At 65.2% G+C, this 19,403-nt stretch carries 18 protein-coding genes; 7 read left to right on the forward strand and 11 right to left on the reverse strand.

Annotated features, from left to right (window positions below; translation table 11 throughout):
* Positions 1 to 225: 225 nt before the first annotated feature.
* A complete protein-coding gene (gene clpX, locus CH266_RS18540; protein ID WP_027497577.1) occupies positions 226 to 1,506 on the forward strand; it encodes an ATP-dependent Clp protease ATP-binding subunit ClpX in 1,281 nt (426 codons plus the stop codon).
* Between the two features lie 77 nt (positions 1,507 to 1,583).
* On the opposite strand, the gene CH266_RS18545 is transcribed toward clpX, so the two are convergent.
* The 3 genes from CH266_RS18545 to CH266_RS18555 all read right to left on the reverse strand — a co-directional run bounded on the left by CH266_RS18545 (position 1,584) and on the right by CH266_RS18555 (position 4,598).
* Entirely contained in the window at positions 1,584 to 2,387 is an 804-nt protein-coding gene (locus tag CH266_RS18545) for an N-acyl homoserine lactonase family protein (RefSeq protein WP_032384523.1), read from the reverse strand.
* Positions 2,388 to 2,393: 6 nt separating this feature from the next.
* Positions 2,394 to 3,755, reverse strand: a complete 1,362-nt coding sequence (locus CH266_RS18550) for an MFS transporter (RefSeq protein ID WP_032384580.1) — start codon at positions 3,753 to 3,755, stop codon at positions 2,394 to 2,396.
* A gap of 168 nt (positions 3,756 to 3,923) precedes the next feature.
* The gene (locus CH266_RS18555) at positions 3,924 to 4,598 is read right to left on the reverse strand and encodes a TetR/AcrR family transcriptional regulator (protein WP_094621026.1); all 675 of its coding nucleotides are present in this window, start codon (positions 4,596 to 4,598) and stop codon (positions 3,924 to 3,926) included.
* Positions 4,599 to 4,707: 109 nt separating this feature from the next.
* Here CH266_RS18555 and CH266_RS18560 point away from each other — a divergent pair, with 109 nt between their 5' ends.
* Both CH266_RS18560 and CH266_RS18565 read left to right on the forward strand, forming a co-directional pair.
* A complete protein-coding gene (locus CH266_RS18560; protein ID WP_094621027.1) occupies positions 4,708 to 5,598 on the forward strand; it encodes a shikimate dehydrogenase in 891 nt (296 codons plus the stop codon).
* On the forward strand, positions 5,595 to 7,487 hold the full coding sequence (locus CH266_RS18565) for a sugar phosphate isomerase/epimerase and 4-hydroxyphenylpyruvate domain-containing protein (protein WP_094715906.1): 1,893 nt from the start codon (positions 5,595 to 5,597) through the stop codon (positions 7,485 to 7,487). The genes CH266_RS18560 and CH266_RS18565 overlap by 4 nt, the downstream gene beginning before the upstream one ends.
* Before the next feature lie 7 nt (positions 7,488 to 7,494).
* Here the strand turns inward: CH266_RS18565 and CH266_RS18570 are convergent, their stop codons facing one another.
* Genes CH266_RS18570 through pcaH form a run of 6 tightly spaced genes read right to left on the reverse strand, consistent with a single transcriptional unit; the run spans position 7,495 to position 13,413 of the window.
* Positions 7,495 to 8,706 (reverse strand): acetyl-CoA C-acetyltransferase, encoded by a 1,212-nt coding sequence (locus CH266_RS18570; protein WP_032390949.1) that lies wholly within the window; start codon positions 8,704 to 8,706, stop codon positions 7,495 to 7,497.
* A complete protein-coding gene (locus tag CH266_RS18575) occupies positions 8,699 to 9,517 on the reverse strand; it encodes an IclR family transcriptional regulator (RefSeq protein ID WP_032370215.1) in 819 nt (272 codons plus the stop codon). The genes CH266_RS18570 and CH266_RS18575 overlap by 8 nt, the downstream gene beginning before the upstream one ends.
* Entirely contained in the window at positions 9,514 to 10,677 is a 1,164-nt protein-coding gene (gene pcaDC, locus CH266_RS18580) for a bifunctional 3-oxoadipate enol-lactonase/4-carboxymuconolactone decarboxylase PcaDC (RefSeq protein WP_032370216.1), read from the reverse strand. The genes CH266_RS18575 and pcaDC overlap by 4 nt, the downstream gene beginning before the upstream one ends.
* Positions 10,677 to 12,023, reverse strand: a complete 1,347-nt coding sequence (pcaB, locus tag CH266_RS18585) for a 3-carboxy-cis,cis-muconate cycloisomerase (protein WP_094715907.1) — start codon at positions 12,021 to 12,023, stop codon at positions 10,677 to 10,679. Before pcaB ends, pcaDC begins: the two co-directional genes overlap by 1 nt.
* Before the next feature lie 42 nt (positions 12,024 to 12,065).
* Positions 12,066 to 12,704: a protocatechuate 3,4-dioxygenase subunit alpha gene (pcaG, locus tag CH266_RS18590; RefSeq protein ID WP_094715908.1), complete on the reverse strand. Its 639-nt coding sequence runs from the start codon at positions 12,702 to 12,704 to the stop codon at positions 12,066 to 12,068.
* Positions 12,697 to 13,413 (reverse strand): protocatechuate 3,4-dioxygenase subunit beta, encoded by a 717-nt coding sequence (gene pcaH, locus CH266_RS18595; protein WP_094716032.1) that lies wholly within the window; start codon positions 13,411 to 13,413, stop codon positions 12,697 to 12,699. The genes pcaG and pcaH overlap by 8 nt, the downstream gene beginning before the upstream one ends.
* Before the next feature lie 109 nt (positions 13,414 to 13,522).
* On the opposite strand from pcaH, the gene CH266_RS18600 reads away from it, so the two are divergent.
* On the forward strand, positions 13,523 to 14,272 hold the full coding sequence (locus tag CH266_RS18600) for a CoA transferase subunit A (protein ID WP_179271310.1): 750 nt from the start codon (positions 13,523 to 13,525) through the stop codon (positions 14,270 to 14,272).
* Entirely contained in the window at positions 14,269 to 14,952 is a 684-nt protein-coding gene (locus CH266_RS18605; protein ID WP_048318597.1) for a CoA transferase subunit B, read from the forward strand. The genes CH266_RS18600 and CH266_RS18605 overlap by 4 nt, the downstream gene beginning before the upstream one ends.
* Here CH266_RS18605 and fdhD read toward each other — a convergent pair.
* Complete coding sequence (fdhD, locus tag CH266_RS18610) at positions 14,935 to 15,774, reverse strand: formate dehydrogenase accessory sulfurtransferase FdhD (protein WP_094715909.1); 840 nt, start codon at positions 15,772 to 15,774, stop codon at positions 14,935 to 14,937. The two genes, CH266_RS18605 and fdhD, sit on opposite strands and share 18 nt — an antisense overlap.
* Positions 15,775 to 15,834: 60 nt before the next feature.
* On the reverse strand, positions 15,835 to 17,994 hold the full coding sequence (malQ, locus tag CH266_RS18615) for a 4-alpha-glucanotransferase (protein WP_255175954.1): 2,160 nt from the start codon (positions 17,992 to 17,994) through the stop codon (positions 15,835 to 15,837).
* Between the two features lie 183 nt (positions 17,995 to 18,177).
* On the opposite strand from malQ, the gene CH266_RS18620 reads away from it, so the two are divergent.
* Positions 18,178 to 18,609, forward strand: coding sequence for an ATP-binding protein (locus tag CH266_RS18620; protein WP_027497563.1), 432 nt, complete (start codon positions 18,178 to 18,180; stop codon positions 18,607 to 18,609).
* Positions 18,609 to 19,394 carry a SigB/SigF/SigG family RNA polymerase sigma factor gene (locus CH266_RS18625; protein WP_032368200.1) on the forward strand — a complete coding sequence of 262 codons (786 nt, stop codon included), beginning with the start codon at positions 18,609 to 18,611 and terminating at the stop codon, positions 19,392 to 19,394. The genes CH266_RS18620 and CH266_RS18625 overlap by 1 nt, the downstream gene beginning before the upstream one ends.
* Positions 19,395 to 19,403: the final 9 nt, after the last annotated feature.

Consider the following 19,403-nt stretch of genomic DNA (forward strand, 5'->3'; position numbering starts at 1 on the left):
TCGGCCCGGCTGTCTCGATTCACGCCCCGAATGCCGTGATTGGTGAAAACGGGCGGCGAATCACCGGAAACAACCCGCCCATGTTCGGCGAACACGGGTAGCGTCGCATCCAAGAACTCGGTCGGAGCATCTCGAACTCGGCATGCCATCGATCGAGAAGTAGCCCGTCCTTCCGCGTATGCGGTCGGCCGGGTCGTACGCGGACAAGGAAGTAGGAACCTCCGAATGGCACGCATCGGTGACGGTGGCGATCTGCTGAAGTGCTCGTTCTGCGGCAAGAGCCAAAAGCAGGTCAAGAAGCTCATTGCAGGACCAGGGGTGTACATCTGCGACGAGTGCATCGACCTGTGCAACGAGATCATCGAGGAGGAGTTGGCCGAATCGAGCGAAGTCAAGCTCGACGACCTGCCCAAGCCTTCCGAGATCAAGGACTTTCTCGAGAACTACGTGATCGGCCAGGACGCTGCGAAGCGCACGTTGGCCGTCGCTGTCTACAACCACTACAAGCGCATTCAGGCCGGCGACAAGGCGCGCGATGTGCGCGGCGAATCCGTCGAGCTGGCCAAATCGAACATCTTGATGCTCGGTCCCACCGGGTGCGGCAAGACGTATCTGGCCCAGACCCTCGCCAAGATGCTCAACGTGCCGTTCGCGATCGCCGACGCCACCGCACTGACCGAAGCCGGGTACGTGGGTGAGGATGTCGAGAACATCCTGCTCAAGCTCATCCAGGCCGCGGACTACGACGTCAAGCGGGCCGAGACCGGCATCATCTACATCGACGAGGTCGACAAGATCGCTCGTAAGAGCGAGAACCCGTCGATCACCCGCGATGTCTCCGGTGAAGGCGTACAGCAGGCACTGCTGAAGATCCTGGAAGGTACCCAGGCCAGCGTCCCGCCGCAGGGCGGACGTAAGCATCCGCATCAGGAGTTCATCCAGATCGACACCACCAACGTGCTCTTCATCGTCGCCGGTGCTTTCGCAGGTCTCGAGAAGATCGTGTCCGATCGCGTCGGCAAGCGCGGTCTCGGGTTCGGAGCCGAGGTGCGTTCCAAGGCCGAGATCGACACGCAGGATCACTTCGCCGAGGTGATGCCCGAGGATCTGATCAAGTTCGGTTTGATCCCCGAGTTCATCGGTCGTCTCCCGATGATCGCGTCGGTGACCAACCTGGACAAGGAATCACTGGTCACTATCCTGTCCGAACCGAAGAACGCGTTGGTCAAGCAGTACCGTCGACTCTTCGACATGGACGGCGTCGAGCTCGAGTTCACGTCCGAGGCACTCGAGGCAATTGCCGATCAGGCGATCCTGCGTGGCACCGGTGCTCGTGGGTTGCGCGCCATCATGGAAGAAGTGCTGCTTCCGGTGATGTACGACATCCCGAGCCGGGACGACGTGGAGAAGGTCGTGGTCACGGCAGAGACGGTCAACGACAACGTCTTGCCGACCATCGTTCCGCGCAAGCCCGAACGCCCGGAGCGACGCGACAAGTCGGCCTGACCAGCTCCGGCACGACACGGAACGAGCCCCGATCATCGAACGCGATGATCGGGGCTCGTTCTGTTTCAGGGAGGGTGTCAGCCGAGGACCGAGATGTGCGGGTGCAGGTCCGGGTCGACCGCGGCACACCGCTGCGCCACCAACGGGTCGTGGCCCGGCACGACATGCTCGGGGCTGTCGGCGAGTTCCTTGATCCGGTCGAACGCGCCGAACATGTCCGGCAGGCAGTGCAGAATCGCGAAGGGACTGTCGGATTCGATGTTCTCGTAGAAGTGACTCGCATCCGACGCCAGCACCAGGGTCCCGCGCTCGGTGTGCACGCTGACTACCTGCATGCCCGCGGTATGTCCGCCCACCGCATGCACCGAGAGTCCCGGTGCCAGTTCGCGGTCGCCGTCGACGATGTCGAGACGCGGACTTCCCGTGACGTGGTCGATGTCGGACCGCGAGTGCAACCAGCGTTCCTGCCCGACGCGGGTCGCCCACGGACCGTTCCAGTAGTCGAGCTCTTTCTGCTGGACGACGTAGCGGGCCGACGGCAGATCTGCGACGACTCCGGTGTGGTCGTAGTGCAGATGGGTCAGCACACATACGTCGATGTCACCGGGGGAGATTCCCAGCTCTCCGATGAGGTCCACGGGGGAGCCGACGTAGTCCAGTCCCTTCATCCGTGACGCCGTCGCCGGTGCGAGACCGGCGTCGACGAGGACGGTCTCGGTGTCCGACAGTGCGAGCCACACGTAGTACGCGGTGGGGTGCGGCTCGTGACCCCGGTCGTCCGCATAGTGGAAGTGCGTGCTGCGCAGGGATGTTCGGCTCGCATAGCGCACGGCGTACACACGCCATTCACCGCTACGGTCCGGTCGCAGTCCGTCGATCATCGCGGGTCAGTTCGACGTCGTACGAGCGACCGACTCGCGCCGAGTCGTTCGAGTGGATCGTCCCAGCTCGTCGGTGGGCGTGCGATAGGTCTCCTTGGACGTGGACACGATCGCAACGTTGACGGCGCAGAACACGGCGGTGACGATGGCGACCGGCAACCACGCACCGATCTCGGCCCCGGCGATGGCACCGGCAATGGTGGGCGCGAATCCTGCTATGGCGAAACCGATCTGGGTACCCAGCGCAGTTCCGGTCAGACGTACCCGAGCCGGGAACATCTCGCCGTAGAACGAGGGCCAGACACCGCCCGTCGCGCTGTGGACGAAACCGAACATGACGATGCCGAAGACGAAGATGAGCGCGTAGTTTCCGACCGAGATGGACCAGAGGTATCCGAACATGAGGATTGCGCAACCGATCGATCCGAACAGGAACACCGGCTTGCGACCGACGCGATCGGACAGCGACCCGAAGAACGGGAGTGCGAACAGCGCGACGACGTTGGCGAGTACGCCGACCCACAGCATCGGAGTTCGTTCCAAGCCGACTGTGTTGACTGCGTACGACAGCGCATAGACGGTGAATATCGTACTGACCGAGGCGATCACGGCGGCAAACATGACTCGAAGAACGGCGGGCCAGTGCTCGGACAGCAGTTCGGTCAGCGGGAGACGCTGCGGCTCGGCGGACGCCACCTCTTCCTCGAAGACTGGGGTCTCGTCGAGCGAGCGCCGGATCAGGAATGCGGCGACAACGACGAAGGCGCTGAGGAAGAACGGGATTCGCCAGCCCCAGCTGAGCAACTGGTCCTCGGGGAGCATGGCGACCGGGAGAAAGACTGCCGTGGCAAGGATCTGACCGCCCTGGGTGCCGCTGAGGGTGAAGCTGGTGAAGAACGCCCGTCGGTGGTCGGGTGCGTGCTCGAGGGTCATGGAGTTGGCACCCGCCTGCTCACCGCCCGCAGAGAAGCCCTGGGCCAGGCGCAGCAGGACCAGGACTATCGGGGCCGCGAGGCCGATGGATTCGTACGAGGGAAGGACGCCGACTCCGAGAGTGGCGACTCCCATCAGCAGGACGGTGGCAACCATGACCTTCTTGCGGCCGTAACGGTCACCGATGTGACCGAGCACCAATGCGCCCAGTGGGCGGGCCAGGTATCCGACCCCGAAAGTCGCCAGGGCCAACAACGTTCCGGTGGCGGGGTTGGAACCGGGAAAGAACACGCGGCCGAAGACCAGCGCAGCGGCGGTGCCGTAGATGAAGAAGTCGTAGTACTCGAGGGCGCTGCCCACCCAGGCCGCGGTTGCGGCTTTACGCGGGTTGGCTCCGGGGCGCAGGGGCGGGTGACCGGACGTGAGGGGATCCATCGGTGTCGTCTCTTTTCGTGTGACGGGAAGCCGGGCGCACAGTTCGACATACACGACCCGATCGGCCGCTAATGTACGAAATAGTTAACTCCGGGCGCTCTTAGATATTGAACGTGATCCATGCCACGTGTCAACCCCCGATGCGATGCGGGTCGCTCGATCTCGGTGTCAGGCGTCGGTGGAGGTGAGGAACGCGATGATCATGTCGCCGAGCATGGCCCGCAGTCGTGTGCGGTGCGCCGGGTCGGTGAGGTCGCGACCGAACAGTGCCTCGAACGTGTATCGGTTGGACAGCCGGAACACGCAGAAGCTGCTGATCGCCATATGGATGTCCAACGCGTCGACATCGGTTCGGAAGAGCCCGTCGGCCTGCCCGCGCGCAAGAATGGAGGCCAACAGCTCGGCGGCCGGATTACCGAGATTGCTCAGCGCCTCGGAGGTGCCGATATGTTCGCCGCGCAGAATGTTCTCGGTCGACACCAGCCGGATGAAGTCCGGGTTCTGCTCGTGATGGTCGAAGGTGAGCGATGCGATGGCGCGGATCGCCTCGACCGGACCGAGTCCTTCGACGTCCACGGCTCGTTCGCGCTCGCGGATGCGGAGGTAGGACCGCTCCAGAACGGCCTTGTACAGGCCTTCCTTGTCGGTGAAGTAGTAGTACAGCATCCGCTTGGTCGTGTGTGTTCGCTCGGCGATCTCGTCGATGCGTGCGCCGGCAAAGCCCTTGTCCGCAAACTCCTCCGTGGCTACCTCGAGGATGTTGTGTCGGGTCAGATCGCTGTTGCGCCGACGTTTGACGGCCGGTCCGCTGTCGTCGGAGGTGTCGGTTGTACGCGGAGCCATGGGTCGACTCTATCGCCGCGAATTGCGGAGAAAGGGTGTGTGCGTGCCGTCACCGTAGTACCGTCGAGCTAACTCACCAATTAGTACATTAAAGCTCGAGGAGATCGACATGCCGGAATCCCTGCTCTGCGGGCTGATCGGGACGGGTATCGGCAAATCGCTCACGCCCGCGATGCACGAGCGAGAGGGTGCCGAGCACGGTCTGACCTACCTCTATCGCATCATCGATCTCGATCGGCGCGGGCTGACCGTGGACGACCTACCGCGTCTGGTGGCCACGGCAGCCGACCTCGGATTTCGCGGCCTCAACATCACCCACCCGTGCAAGCAACGGGTCCTTCACTGCCTCGACGATCTCTCGGAGGATGCCGCGCGTCTGGGTGCCGTCAACACCGTTGTGTTCTCCGACGGGCGCGCGATCGGTCACAACACCGACTGGTCCGGGTTCGACCGAAATTTCGGACGTGGCTTACCGGGAGCCGATCTGAGTGATGTGGTGCAACTCGGAGCCGGGGGAGCAGGTGCGGCCGTGGCATACGCAATGGCACGCCGGGGAGCCGCCAAGGTGACACTCGTCGATGCCGATCGTTCTCGGGCGCAGCAACTCCGAGACTCGCTGGCCTCGATGTTCCCCGAGTCCGAGATCTTCTCGACCGGACTCGATCGGCTCGGCGACGTGCTGAGCGCAGCGTCGGGGCTGGTGCACGCAACGCCGGTCGGAATGCTCGAGCACCCGGGATCTGCTGTGCCGCAAAAATTTCTGCGTCCGCAGATGTGGGTTTCGGAAGTCGTGTACAGGCCGGCCGAGACCGAATTGCTCATGCAGGCAGCGCGAGCGGGGTGCCGAACCCTGAGTGGCACCGGCATGGCCGTGTTCCAGGCAGCGGACGCCTTCGAGATATTCACCGGCCGAATTGCGAACGCAGATCGGATGATCGCGCACATGGGCACCCTCATCGACAGCGAAGATCGCGTCGCTGCCGCCGGGGCCTCCGCATGACGGCCATTGCCACGTCGGTGGCCACTGTCTCGCTCAGTGGGTCTCTCGACGAGAAGATGCGCGCCATCGCCGAAGCCGGGTTCGACGGGTTCGAGGTGTTCGAGCCGGATCTGATCAGCTCACCGGACCTGCCTGCAGACATTGCGAAGAAGGCTGCAGACCTGGGTCTGACCGTCGATCTCTACCAACCCTTCCGTGACGCCGACTCCGACGACCCGGACCAGTTCGCGCGCAACCTCGTTCGCGCCGAACGCAAATTCGACGTGATGGAACAGCTGGGATGCGACCTGCTGCTGGTCTGCTCGTCACCGTTGGCCGGTGCAGTGCGCGAGGACGACAAGTTGATCGAACAGATGGCAACTCTCGCCGAGCGTGCACATCGCCGCGGACTGCGGCTGGCCTACGAAGCGCTCGCCTGGGGTAGCCACGTCGACACCTACCTTCATGCCTGGGACATCGTCCGGCAGGTCGACCATCCAGCGCTCGGGACCTGTCTCGACAGCTTTCACATCCTCTCCCGCGGCGACGACCCATCCGGCATCCGCGAGATACCCGGCGAGAAGATCTTCTTCTTGCAGCTGGCCGACGCCCCGCACATGGTGATGGACGTCCTGCAGTGGAGTCGCCATCACCGATGCTTCCCCGGTCAGGGGAACTTCGATCTGGCAACCTTCGGAGCCCACGTCGTGGCCTCGGGCTATACGGGCCCGTGGTCTCTCGAGATCTTCAACGACGTCTTCCGGCATTCCGACACCGGCCGAACGGCGTCGGACGCACACCGTTCGTTGCTCCACCTGCAGGAGCAGGTCCGCAGCGTCGACACCGTCGTGCCGAATCCCGATCTGTTCTCCCCGCCTCCGCCCGGCCCGATCGAAAACATCGTGTCCCTACGTATCGCCGCGGGCCCTGCCAAGGCCGCCCAGTTGGGCACCACCTTGCGTCACCTCGGCTTCGACCTCACCGCCGCGCACAGCGAACACGGACTGTCGCTGTTCACCCAGGGCCCACTCGCAGTCGCGGTCGACACGACCGTCGACACCCTGTGGACGGCACCGGGCGTCCCCGCCCACCTGCCCGCACTGGCCCAGATCGGGGTCCGCAGCGAGCGGCCCGATCTGTGGTTGACCAGAGCCCGCGCCCTGGGGGTCCCCGCCGCGACGGTCACCATGCCGGGCGTGGCCGACGCGACCGACGCGGTGGTGCGGCTCGCCGTCACCGGTGCAACCTCGCTCGACCTACGCACCCGAGACAGCGCCGGTGCCTGGCAGTCCGCATTCGACCTTGCTCCCAGAGTGCCTGTGCCGCAGGACAAGCCCTTGGTCTCGCACGTGGACCACATCGCCCTCGCGGTCCCGGCGGAAAGCTGGGACGGCGTGATGCTGTTGCTCCGCTCGGTGTTCGGCATGGTGCCCCGGGACGGTCAGGACGTCGTGGACGCGATCGGACTGGTGCGAAGCCAGGCCCTCACCCTGACGACCACGAACGGCACCATTCGCCTGTCGCTCAACATGGTTCCCGGTCGCCCGTCCGATGCCGACCCCCTGCCCGCCGCCCGCCGCGGAGGCGTCGGACATGTGGCGTTCGGATGCGAGGACATCTACGCCGCGGCCGAGGCAATGACCGAACGCGGTCTCACGCCGTTGCGCATCTCGCCCAACTACTATCGCGACCTGAACGCACGGTTCGGCCTCGGTCCGGACACCCTCGACGCGATGCAGCGGCTCGGCATCCTGTACGACGCCGACTCCGCAGGCGGCGAGTTCTTCCACTTCTTCACCGGCACCGTGGGCGACGACCTCTTCTTCGAGGTGGTGCAGCGGGTAGGCGGGTACGAAGGCTACGGGGAGACCAACTCGGCTGTGCGCCTGGCTGCGCAACTACAGCAGTGAGTAGCGATCAGGACAGTCGCTCGAACACCGCGGCCAGGCCCTGTCCGCCGCCGATGCACATCGTCTCGAGTCCGTAGCGGACTTCTCGGCGGTCCATTTCACGGAGCAGGGTGGCAAGGATTCGGGCACCGGTGGCCCCGACCGGGTGGCCGAGCGAGATGCCGGAACCGTGAGGATTCAACCGCGGGTCGTCCGACTCGATACCCCAGGACCGAGTCACGGCCAGCGCCTGGGCGGCGAAGGCTTCGTTGAGTTCGATGACGCCCATGTCGTCGAGAGTGAGCCCGAGGCGTCCGAGCGCTTTCTCGCTGGCGGGCACCGGGCCGATTCCCATGGTGCGCGGAGCGACTCCGGCGACGCCCCAGCTCGCGAGTCGCGCCAGTGGTCGAAGTCCCAGCGCCGCAGCCTTTTCGGGGGTGGTGACGATGGCGATCGCGGCACCGTCGTTCTGCCCGCTGGCATTGCCCGCGGTGACCGTCGATTCGGGATCGATCGATGCACGGATTGCCTTCAGCTTCGCCAACGACTCCACGGTCGTGTCGGCCCGTGGATGCTCGTCGGTCGAGACCAGAACAGGTTCCGACTTACGCTGGGGGACGGACACACCCACGATCTCCTCGGCGAACACGCCGCTGTTCTGCGCGGCGACCGCCCGCCGATGCGACTGCACGGCCAGCGCGTCCTGATCGGCGCGGCTGATGGAGAACTCCTGGCGAAGATTCTCGGCGGTCTCGATCATGCCGCCGGGCACCGGAAAGTTCTTGCCACCCGCCGTCACTCGGGCCCGCGCAAGTCGGTCGGCGAGGGCGACCGCCTCGGCCTTGACGCCCCACCGCATGCCGGTCGCGTAGAACTCGGTCTGGCTCATACTTTCGACGCCGCCTGCCAGAACCAGGTCGTTGCCGCCGGACTGCACCTGCATGCACGCCTGCAGTACTGCCTGAAGGCCGGAGCCGCAGCGTCGGTCGATCTGCATGCCGGGCACATCGATGCCGAGATCGGCGTCGAGGGCGGCGATTCGACCGATGGCCGGTGCATCACCGTTCGGTGACGCCTGGCCCAGGATCACGTCGTCGATGTCCGCTCCGGAGATACCCGTTCGCGCGACGAGTTCGGTGATGACCGTGGCCGCGAGGGCCTGGGCGGAAATGTCGCGGAACTGGCCACCGAACCGGCCGACGGGGGTACGCAGGGGTTCGCAGATCACGGCTTCAGGCATGGGTGTTTCCTCGCTTGTCGTTGGCTCCGGTACTCACCCGGAGCAGATCGGTCTCGATGGCGCGGGTGGCGTCGAGCAAGGCCGGGAGTAGTTCGGCGCGCACGGCGTCCGCAGAATGACGTGCAGCTTGAGTCGAGACGTTGGCTGCCGCGACAACCACGCCGGTGTTGTCGCGGATGGGTGCGGCGATCGAACGCAGTCCCTCTTCGAGTTCTTGGTCCACCAGGCAGAAGCCGTCGACCCGCACTCGTTCGAGTTCCCGCGCGAGCGAGGCCGCGGTCGTGATGGTCTTGCCCGTCAACGGCGTCAACCGCACTCGCTCCAGGTACGCATCCAGTTCGTCCTCGGGAAGACCGGCCAACAGCACCCGCCCCATCGAGGTTGCGAACGCCGGAAACCTGGTGCCGATGTTGATGCCGACGGTCATGATGCGGCTGACCGGAACCCGGGCGACGTACACCACATCGTCACCGTCGAGTATCGACACCGAGGACGATTCACGCACTCGTTCGGCGAGCGCCTCGAGATGGGGGCCCGAGACCTCGGGGAGCGAGAGACTCGACAGATAGCTGTACCCCAATTCGAGTACGCGCGGGGTGAGCCAGAACATCGAGCCGTCGGTACGCACGTATCCGAGTTCGACGAGCGTGAGCAGAAACCGTCGGGCGGTGGCGCGGGTCAGGTCGGTCGCTCGGGCCACGTCGGCCAGCGTTCGACGCGGATGCTCACCGTCGAAGGCTCTGATCACTGCCAAGCCGCGTCCGAGAGACTGGACGTAATCCGAGGACGGCGGTGTGTCCGCGGCACTCACGAGGTTTCGCTCTCGGTGATGGCGGCCTGAGCCAATGCGAAAGCGTTGTTGCTGTTCGGTACTCCCGCGTAGACCGCGGTGTGCAAGAACACCTCGGCGAGTTCGTCGGGTGCGATACCGGCACGCAACGCCGCTCGGATGTGCATGTCGAGTTCGTGGTGGTTACCCAGGGCCGTCAGAACGGCCAGAGTCAGCAGTCGGCGGGTGTGGTGGTCGAGTCCGGGACGAGCCCAGACGTCGCCCCATGCGGTTCGGGTGATGAAATCCTGGAACGGGGCCGTGAATTCGGTTCTCGATGCGATGCTGCGGTCGACGTGGGCGTCACCGAGCACACTGCGCCGTACTGCCATTCCGGTGTCGTGCGCCGCGGACCGTCCGGCGGAGTACGCATTCGCTCCGACGTGAGCGGCAATGGCCGCCGTGACGCGGCCTGCCTGTTCGACGTTCGCCAGATGTGCGGCCGGGTCGAGTGTCAGGAGCGTCGATCCTGCAACGCCGTCGGCGATGAAGCGCAGATCGTCCGGAGTGGTCGACGGATCCTGTCGGCCCGCGATCACGAGGGTGGGAGCGGCGATCCTGGCGAGGTCCGCGCGAGAATCCCACTCGGACAACGCCTCACAGCATGCCGCGTACCCCTCGTCGGAGGTCTCGGCGATCATGCGTCGACACCGTGCGACGAGATCGGTGTCGCGGGCGGCGAGTTCGGGCGTGAACCACCGTGCGAGTACAGCGTCCGCGAGTGCTGCTGTCCCCGAGGCGCGGACGGTCGCGGCACGGTCGATCCACTGAGCGGCTTCACCGAACTTGGCGGACGTGCACAGCAGAGACAGAGTGCGCACCCGCTCGGGGCGATGAATCGCAATCCATTGAGCGACGGCACCGCCGAGGGAGAGTCCGACCACGTGGACGCGTTCCAGAGCGAGTGAATCCAGCAGTGCAAGAACGTCACCGGCGAGATCGGCCACGGAATAGGGGCCGGGCGGTACCGGTGATCGACCATGTCCCCGTAGATCGACCGTCAACACGTGGACAGAAGCCGACAGTGCGCCCACCTGCGGGTCCCACATCGATCGGTCCGAGCCGAGCGAGCCGATCAGCACGACGGTATCCGCATCGGGGTGCGGCCCCTCGGTGCGGTGGTGAGCCAGAGTGACTGTCATCAGATGTCCTTCGAGTCCGTGGGGCGTTCGGTGTCCGGTGCACACGCAGCGAGGATGACGTCGACCAAGTCGGGTGCGTGACCCACATAGCCTGCTGGATTCAACATCTCGCGCACCGCCGCCGGCGTCAGGAAGGCGGTGATGGCGGGATCCGTGTCCAGTGGCGCACCTGCTGCGCATCGGTCGGTGACGATGTCGCGGGCGCGCTCGGTGTGCGGTGCCAGCGCCGCCGTGACCCGTTCGGCGAGTAGTGCACCACCCGTCGCTTCGAGGTTGCGCGCCATGGCATCTGGATGCACATGCAGACCCGTGAGGCTCGTCGCAATACGATGCGCACCGCCGCCGGTGAGTCGTAGCAGATCGGTGACGGTCTCCCATTCGGCGTGCCACGGGCCAGCGGCGCGCTGCTGCTCGTGGTCCATATTCGCCAGCACTGTCGCAACGGCTCCCGGCACCCGGCGGGCCGCAGCCCGCGCGGTGATGGCGGCGATCGGGTTCCGCTTGTGTGGCATTGCCGACGAACCTCCCGGCGCGTTCTCGGACACCTCGGCCAGTTCGGTGGCGGACATCGACACGATGTCCCCGGCGATCTTCGCAATGGAGCCCGCGGCAATACCCAACGCGCACGCCAGATCTGCGACGGTGACGCGGTCGGTGTGCCAGGGCGCAGTCTGTGGTGCCAGATCCAGTGCTTCCGCGAGCGCGGCGGCAATGGCCGGACCGTGCGGATGTACGGCGGCCATCGTTCCGGCGGCACCTCCGTATTGCACACAGCACGACCGCCGAACCGCAGCGAGACGGTGACTCGAACGATGCAGCGCCCCAGCCCAATTGGCGGCCACCAGCCCGAAAGTAGTGGGTAACGCCTGCTGGCCGAGGGTGCGCGCGACCATAGGAGTGGTTCGGTGCGCCAGCGCCAGGCCTCGCGCCGCGGTATGTGCATCACCGAGCGACGCCTCGACGACCGTGAGTGCGTCACGTGCGACGAGCATGGACGCGGTGTCCATGATGTCCTGGCTGGTCGCCCCGGGGTGCACTGCAGCAGCAGGAACTCCGCGCTCGGACACCGCGTTTCGCAGTACTTTCACCAGTGGTATCACCGGATTCCCACCGGCCGCTGCAGCCGCTCCGAGTGCTGTGATGTCCAGAGATTCACCCAGCTCTGCCGCGACCGCGGTGATGATGTCCGCATGCTTCGCGTCGACCACGCCGACAGAGCCAGCGGCCCGGGAGAGGGCTGCCTCGACGTCGAACATCGCCCGAACCCAGCCTCGGTCGCCGACGATCGGTGCGATGATCTCGCTGCCGAATGTCGGATCGAACAGTGCCCCTCTATCGGAAGCCATGGTCCTCTTTCACCGCATCGTCGATCAGTTCGGGAGCGTGCATCACAGCGCGAAGAACGGGGTCTCGTCTCCGTCCGGATCGGTGTTCTGTAACACGATATCGAGGTGGTAGCCGCCGTCCACTGTGGTGGCGACGAGTCGGGCTCGCTTGTCGGCGGGCAAGTCGGACAGCACCGGATCGATTTCGTTGGCCTCGGCCTCGTCCGGGAAGTACATCCGCGTGACGACCCGCTCGAGCATTCCGCGGGCAAAGATTCCGACGTCGATGTGGGGTGCTTCGACGAGGTCGTTCTCGGCGGGCAACGGCCCCGGCTTGATGGTCGTGATCGTCATCGTTCCCCGTGCATCGGCAAATGCTCGACCGAAGCCGCGGAAACCTGCGACACGTGGTGCCACGGCACCCCGTGGATCGTCCGGATGGTCGAAGCGTCCGTCGGAGTCGGCCTGCCAGGTCTCGATCATCGCGTCGGACACCGGTTGACGAGCCCCGTCCACGAGGGTGAACGTCAGGATGATCGCCTCGGCGGTGCCGGGAGGTACCACGTCCTGTCCGTCCGGCCACAGCAGACCGATGTGGACGTACGGCCCGACCGTCTGAGAAGGCGTCTGACCGAACGGTGCGGTGGTGAAATCGGCACCGGTCACCACCGGGTACCGGGGAGCGAACTCGGGGTCAGTCATCGTGGTCGTCCTCCTCGAACGGGGTGGCGTTGCGTCCGCGCAGAACGATGTCGAACCTGAACCCGAGAGCCCAGTTCGGTTGTGATGCTTCGTAATCGAAGGTGCTGATCATGCGAGCACGCGCGTCTTCGGGGGCTGCGTTGTAGATGGGATCCTGGAAGAACATGGGGTCGTCGGGGAAGTACATCTGCGTCACCAACCGCTGGGTGAATGCGTGACCGAACAGGGAGAAGTGAATGTGGGCAGGCCGCCATGCGTTGTGGTGGTTGCCCCAGGGGTACGCGCCCGGTTTGATCGTGGTGAACCGGTATCGGCCGTCGGCATCGGTGAGTACTCGGCCCACGCCGTCGAAATGTGGGTCGAGAGGTGCAGGCCAGCGATCACCCGAGTGTCGGTAACGCCCGCCCGCGTTGGCCTGCCATACCTCGACGAGGGTGTTCGGGATCGCTCTGCCGTCGCTGTCGAGCACTCGTCCGTGCACGATGATGCGTTGCCCCTGAGCTTCACCACCTCGCGCGAGAGTCAGGTCGGCGTCGGAGTCGGTGACCCGTCCCTCGCCCAGAACCGGACCGGTGATCTCGGTCAATCGTTGGGGGAGAAGCGTCAACGGCTGCGCCGGATGCCGCAGGGCAGTGGTCTGGTACTCAGCGAAGTCGCGTGGTGCATGGACACCCGTCTGGTCCCGGTACTCGGGTGGGAGATGAAGCATCGACAGCTCCTGACGGTCGTGGTGATCAAGCGCACTCGCCACCGTATACAGGTGTTCGCATGGTGGCAACCTGTTCACATAACGCACATTGTCGGGTACCGTCGCTGCCATGTTGGACAAAGTCGTGGCCAGTGCCACAGAAGCGGTAGCGGACATCCCCGACGGGTCGTCGATCGCCGTGGGCGGGTTCGGGTTGGTGGGAGTGCCGGAGATCCTGATCGCCGCGGTGCTCGAGCAGGGAGCGACCGACCTCGAAACCATCAGCAACAACTGCGGGACCGACGGCTTCGGTCTGGGAGTGCTGCTGGCGCAGCACCGCATTCGGCGCACGATCAGCTCGTACGTGGGATCCAACAAGGAATTCGCACGGCAGTACCTCGGCGGCGAACTGGAGGTGGAGCTGACCCCGCAGGGCACCCTCGCCGAGCGGCTGCGAGCCGGTGGTGCCGGTATTCCGGCCTTCTTCACCCCCGCGGGTGTCGGGACGCAGGTGGCCGACGGCGGTTTGCCGCTGCGCTACGACGGCAGCGGCGGCATCGCCGTGGCGAGTCCGCCGAAGGAGACCCGGGAATTCGACGGGGTCACCTATGTGATGGAGCGCGGCATCGTCGCGGACTACGCCTTGGTCCACGCCTGGAAGGGCGACAGGCACGGAAACCTGGTGTTCCACGCCAGCGCACGGAACTTCAATCCACCCGCCGCCGCGTCGGGTCGGATCACCGTGGCGCAGGTCGAGCACCTGGTCGAGCCGGGGGAGATCGGTCCGGACGAGGTGCACACCCCGGGCATCCATGTGCAGCGGGTCGTGCATGTCGGCCCGGTCGAGGTCGGCATCGAGCAGAGGACGGTACGAGCATGAGCGAGAAGATGTCCCGCGAACAGATGGCCGCCCGGGTGGCGCAGGAGCTCGGCGACGGGCAGTACGTCAACCTCGGAATCGGCATGCCGACCCTGGTGCCCAACTACATTCCGACCGACGTCTCGGTGATTCTGCATTCCGAGAACGGCGTGCTCGGCGTCGGCCCCTATCCCACCGAGGACGAACTCGATCCCGAGATCATCAACGCGGGCAAGGAAACCATCACGGTGCTTCCCGGCTCGTCCTACTTCGACTCGTCGCAGTCGTTCGGAATGATCCGCGGCGGCCAGGTCGACGTCGCCGTGCTGGGTGCTATGCAGGTCAGCGCCACCGGCGACCTCGCGAACTGGATGATCCCCGGGCACATGGTCAAGGGGATGGGTGGTGCCATGGATCTGGTGCACGGTGCCCGTCGCGTGATCGTCATGATGGAGCACGTCTCCCGGAAGGGTGAACCGAAGATTCTGCAGTCCTGCACTCTGCCGCTGACCGGAAAGGGCTGCGTGCACAGGATCATCTCGGACATGGCGGTTCTGGACGTCACCGACGACGGACTGCGCCTCGTCGAGACCGCGCCGGGAATCTCGGTGGACGAGGTGAGGAACGCCACCGCAGCCGAGCTACTCGTCGATGTTGCTAGGGAGTGGAGCCTGCGGAACGACTCAGGAGACACCGTCTGACACAAGGACGCGGTCGGCGCGGGAGTAGATGTTCATCGACCGGCCGCGGAGAAAGCCGATCACCGTCAGTCCTGATTCGGTCGCGAGATCGACCGCGAGAGACGACGGTGCGGACACCGCAGCAAGTATGGGGATCCCGGCCATCACCGCTTTCTGCGCCAGCTCGAACGAGGCGCGGCCACTGACCATCAATATCGTGCCGCGCAGCGGAACTCGATCGTGCTCGGTGGCCCAGCCGACGACCTTGTCCACCGCGTTGTGGCGGCCGACGTCCTCGCGGAGGACGAGCATGTCGCCGTCCGCAGTGAACAGCGCCGCAGCGTGCAAGCCGCCCGTGGTGTCGAAGACCTTCTGCGCTGCGCGCAGGGTGTCCGGTAGCCCGGCAAGGGTATCGGACGTCACAACGACGTCGTCGTCAGCAGGAGAATGCTTGGTGCGCAACCGAATTGCGTCGAGTGACCCCTTGCCGCAGACCCCGCACGACGAGGTCGTGTAGAAATTGCGTTCCACCCCGGTCTCGGGGGCTGCCACGCCCGGTGCCAGCGTGACGTCCAGGACGTTGTAGGTGTTCGCGCCCTCGTCGTCGACGCCGTCGCAGTACCGTGCCGCAGCGATATCGGCACGCGATGCAATGACGCCCTCGGTCAGCAGAAAACCGTGGGCCAGTTCGACGTCGTGTCCCGGCGTACGCATCGTGACGGCAAGGGCTCTGCCGTCGACGCGCAGTTCCATCGGTTCCTCCACCACCAAGGTGTCGGGACGGTCGACTCGGTGTTCGCCGCGTATTCGGACGACGGGTCTGCGAGCGGTGATCCGGCCCATCAGTGCCGACTCGATACGCGGCGACGTCGAAAGCTCATACCTCGATTGTGGACCCTCGTGTCATCGGTCCGACGACTCGGTTGCCATTGCCCGCACGAGCGACACCAATCGCGGGTGTTCGGCGAGGTCGTCGACCAGCACTGCCGAGCCGTCGGAGTCGGCGAGCGGGACCTTCCAGTTGCCGTACTGGGTCTCGTCCGTACCCGGTTGGTTCTGAATGCGATGTTCACCGACCGCGTCGACGAGAGCGACGCCGATCAGCAGTGACGGGCTGCGCTGGACCAGCCGGTGCAACGCCTCGACGGTCTCGTGGTTGTCGGCATCGGCAGCGAGTAATCCACGGGTGCGGGCCAGGTCCAGGACCGCCTCTCGCGCACGGGAATCCACTTCCTTTTCGGCATCGATGTCGCGCTCGAGCAGGCCGAGTCGAGATCGCAGTTCGATGTGCTCGCCCTCGAGGTATCCGGCTGTCGGAGGCAGGTCGTGCGTCGTCACCGACGTCAGGCACAGAGTCCGGTAGTCCTCGGGCGGGATGGGCCCGGAATCATCGGCCTCGAACCACAGGATGGAGGTGCCGAAGATTCCGCGCTCGGTGAGGTATTCCTGCACCATCGGCTCGAACACCCCGAGGTCCTCGCCGACCACTACCGCGCCCGCGCGCTCGGCTTCGAGGGCGAGGATGCCGATCAACGCCTCGTGGTCGTATTCGACATACGTTCCGCCGCCGGCGTTCTCGGCCTCCTGCGGAATCCACCACAACCGGAACAGGCCCAGGATGTGGTCGACGCGGATGCCCCCGGCGTGACGCAGAATCGTGCGCAGCATGTCTCGGTACGGGACGTAGGCCATCTCGCGCAGTCGATCCGGATCCCATGGCGGTTGATTCCAGTTCTGGCCCTGCTGGTTGAAGTTGTCCGGCGGCGCTCCCACGGTGACTCCGGACACCAGTACGTCGCCGAGCGTCCACGCATCGGCGCCGCCGCGGGCGACTCCCACCGCGAGGTCGTGCATGACGCCGATATCCATCCCGGCGTCGAGCGCGGCCCGCTGGGCAGCGGCCAGTTGCTCGTCACAGATCCACTGCAGCCACATGTGAAAGTCGATGCGCCCGGCCAGCTTTGCGCGTTGTTCGAGGACGAAATCGGTGCGTGGGTGCGCTGCGCGATCGGTCCATGCGGGATCGTTCGGGCCGAACTTCTCCGCCAGCGCGCTCCACACCGCAAAATCCCGGAGCCCGGTGCCCTCGCGTTCGACGAACGCCCGGAACGCGGACTCGCGGGCCGGACTGCGCTCGACCTTGTGGACGCGTTCGAGGGCGCGGAGCTTGGCCTTGAACGTCGCGTCCCGGTTCAGCTTCTTGGTGCGAACGTTCGCCTTGTCGAATCGAGCCGCGGCATCCTGGATCTTGCCGAACTGCTTGGGCGAGAGCAGCGCCGTCTCTCGGATGTTCTCGACTCGGATGTACAGCGGATTGAAGAAGCGTCGCGTGGTCGGTAGATACGGAGAGGCCTCCACGGGCGTCGTCGGCCGGTCGGCGTGCAGCGGATTGACCAGCAGATAGTCGAATCCATGCACGCGGCCGGCGATGTCGACCATGTCCTCGAGGTCGGCGAGGTCACCGATGCCCCACGAACGCGTCGAGCGCACCGAGTACAGCTGTGCCAGCAGACCGGTACGTTGCCTGTCGGCGAGTTCGGCATTGGGCGACAACGACTTCGGTGTGACCACGACGACCGTGTCCGAGGTTCGGACGGTGTTGTCCTCACCGATCGTCGTCGCTGTGAGGCTGTGCCATCCCAGCGGGGCATCGCCGGGCACCACGAACGTGGCACGTCCGATCAGCCGTCCGTCCACCTCGCGCGGATCGACCCAGACGTCGGCCTGCGGTACCTCGATGGCGTCGCCGTCCTCGGACACCATCGACACTTCCACCGGATTGCCGTGTGGCACATGCACCCACACCGTCGCCTCGGTGCCCTGGGTCGTGACGACCACAGGAGGAAGCAGGCGACGCCACGGTGCGTTCTCGATGTCCTCCAGTGCCCGATCGACATCCTCGGTGGTCTCGGTCGCGTAACCGCGTGCAGCCAATACCTGCCGCAGGGTCGCGTCGCTCACGTCGTGCTGGGTGTAGTCCCAGCCTCGGTACGACGTCGACGTACCGAGCCGCTGGGCGAGAGTTCGTAGGGCCTGCGAGTAATCCTCATCCGAATGTGCCACGGTGTCGATCGTGCCAGTTCGACGGGCGCACGTCACCCGCACCGGTCGGCCGTTCACCGCAGGTTCGTTCCGCGGTGCGTTCGGGGGCGACACTCGTGTACTGCGAGGGTTGAAAGCTTCCCCGCTGGGTAGTCTTGCTCGGCACACGAGAAACGAACTGCTTGGCGACGATGGGAAGTGCGGATGGCTGGGGTCAGCAAGATCGAAGAACTGGAGCGAGATTCCGGTGCACCGGTCGAGCTGAGGGTGCGCGCCGAAGCCGACCAATTGCCGGTGGTGCGGGCCGTCGCGGAGACTCTCGTGGTGCTCAGTGACTTCACTCTCGACGACATCGCCGACGTGAAACTCGTCGTAGACGAGGTGTGCTCCCAGCTCATCAAAGGTTCGGTCGCCGACGCGGAACTCTCGTGCAGGTTCTCCGTCAACGATGCCGGGATCCGAATCGTCGTGACGTCCACACTGACTCCGACGTCGGTCCCGAAGCAGGACAGCTTCGGTTGGCACGTATTGCAAACTCTCGCAGACTCCATCGAACTCCGCGCCGACGACGCGATCGACGACGTTGCCGGCCGCACCGTCGCGATCGACGTGGTCAAGCGGAGGAGCAAGGTCTAGTGCCGGTGCCGCAGGAACGAAGCACACGGCGAGAGTCCGACGATTACAGCGACGTGGTCGCACTGATCCAGCAGATGCAGGCGCTGGACGAGAATTCACCGCAGCGTTCCGTGCTGCGTGACCGCATCATCACGCGCTGCCTTCCTCTCGCCGAACACATCGCGCGCCGATTCGGTGGGCGCGGTGAAGCGCACGAGGACCTCTTGCAGGTGTCCAGGCTGGGTCTGGTCAATGCAGTCGACCGGTTCGACATCGAGCGTGGGTCGGATTTCGTCTCGTTCGCCGTCCCCACCATCATGGGCGAAGCACGTCGCTACTTCCGCGACGCCGGCTGGTCGGTACGGGTGCCGCGACGCATGAAAGAGCTGAACTCGATGATCTCGCAGGCGGTGGGATCGTTGTCGCAGAAGCTCGGCCGCGCCCCGACCGCGAGCGAAATCGCCGCCGAACTCGGGATCGACGTCAAAGAAGCATCGCAGGCACTGCTGGCCCGCAGCGCGTATCAGACCGTGTCGGTCGATTCGGTGGTGAGCGAGGATCGCCTTCCGCTGATGGACACGCTCGGTGCCGACGACCCGGAACTCGAGAAGATGGAAAGCTACCTCGCTGTGCGGCCCGCACTGGAGAAGCTGCCCGAGCGCGAGCGTCGCATCGTGGTGCTCCGGTTCTTCGGGTCCATGACTCAGACGCAGATCGCCGAAAAGGTAGGAATTTCGCAGATGCACGTGTCGCGCATTCTGGCGCGCACGCTCGCTCAGTTGCGTGAGGATCTCGGCGAGGACTGAACCGGACAC

Source organism: Rhodococcus sp. 06-1474-1B, from assembly GCF_002258885.1.
Taxonomy (GTDB): Bacteria; Actinomycetota; Actinomycetes; order Mycobacteriales; family Mycobacteriaceae; genus Rhodococcoides; species Rhodococcoides fascians.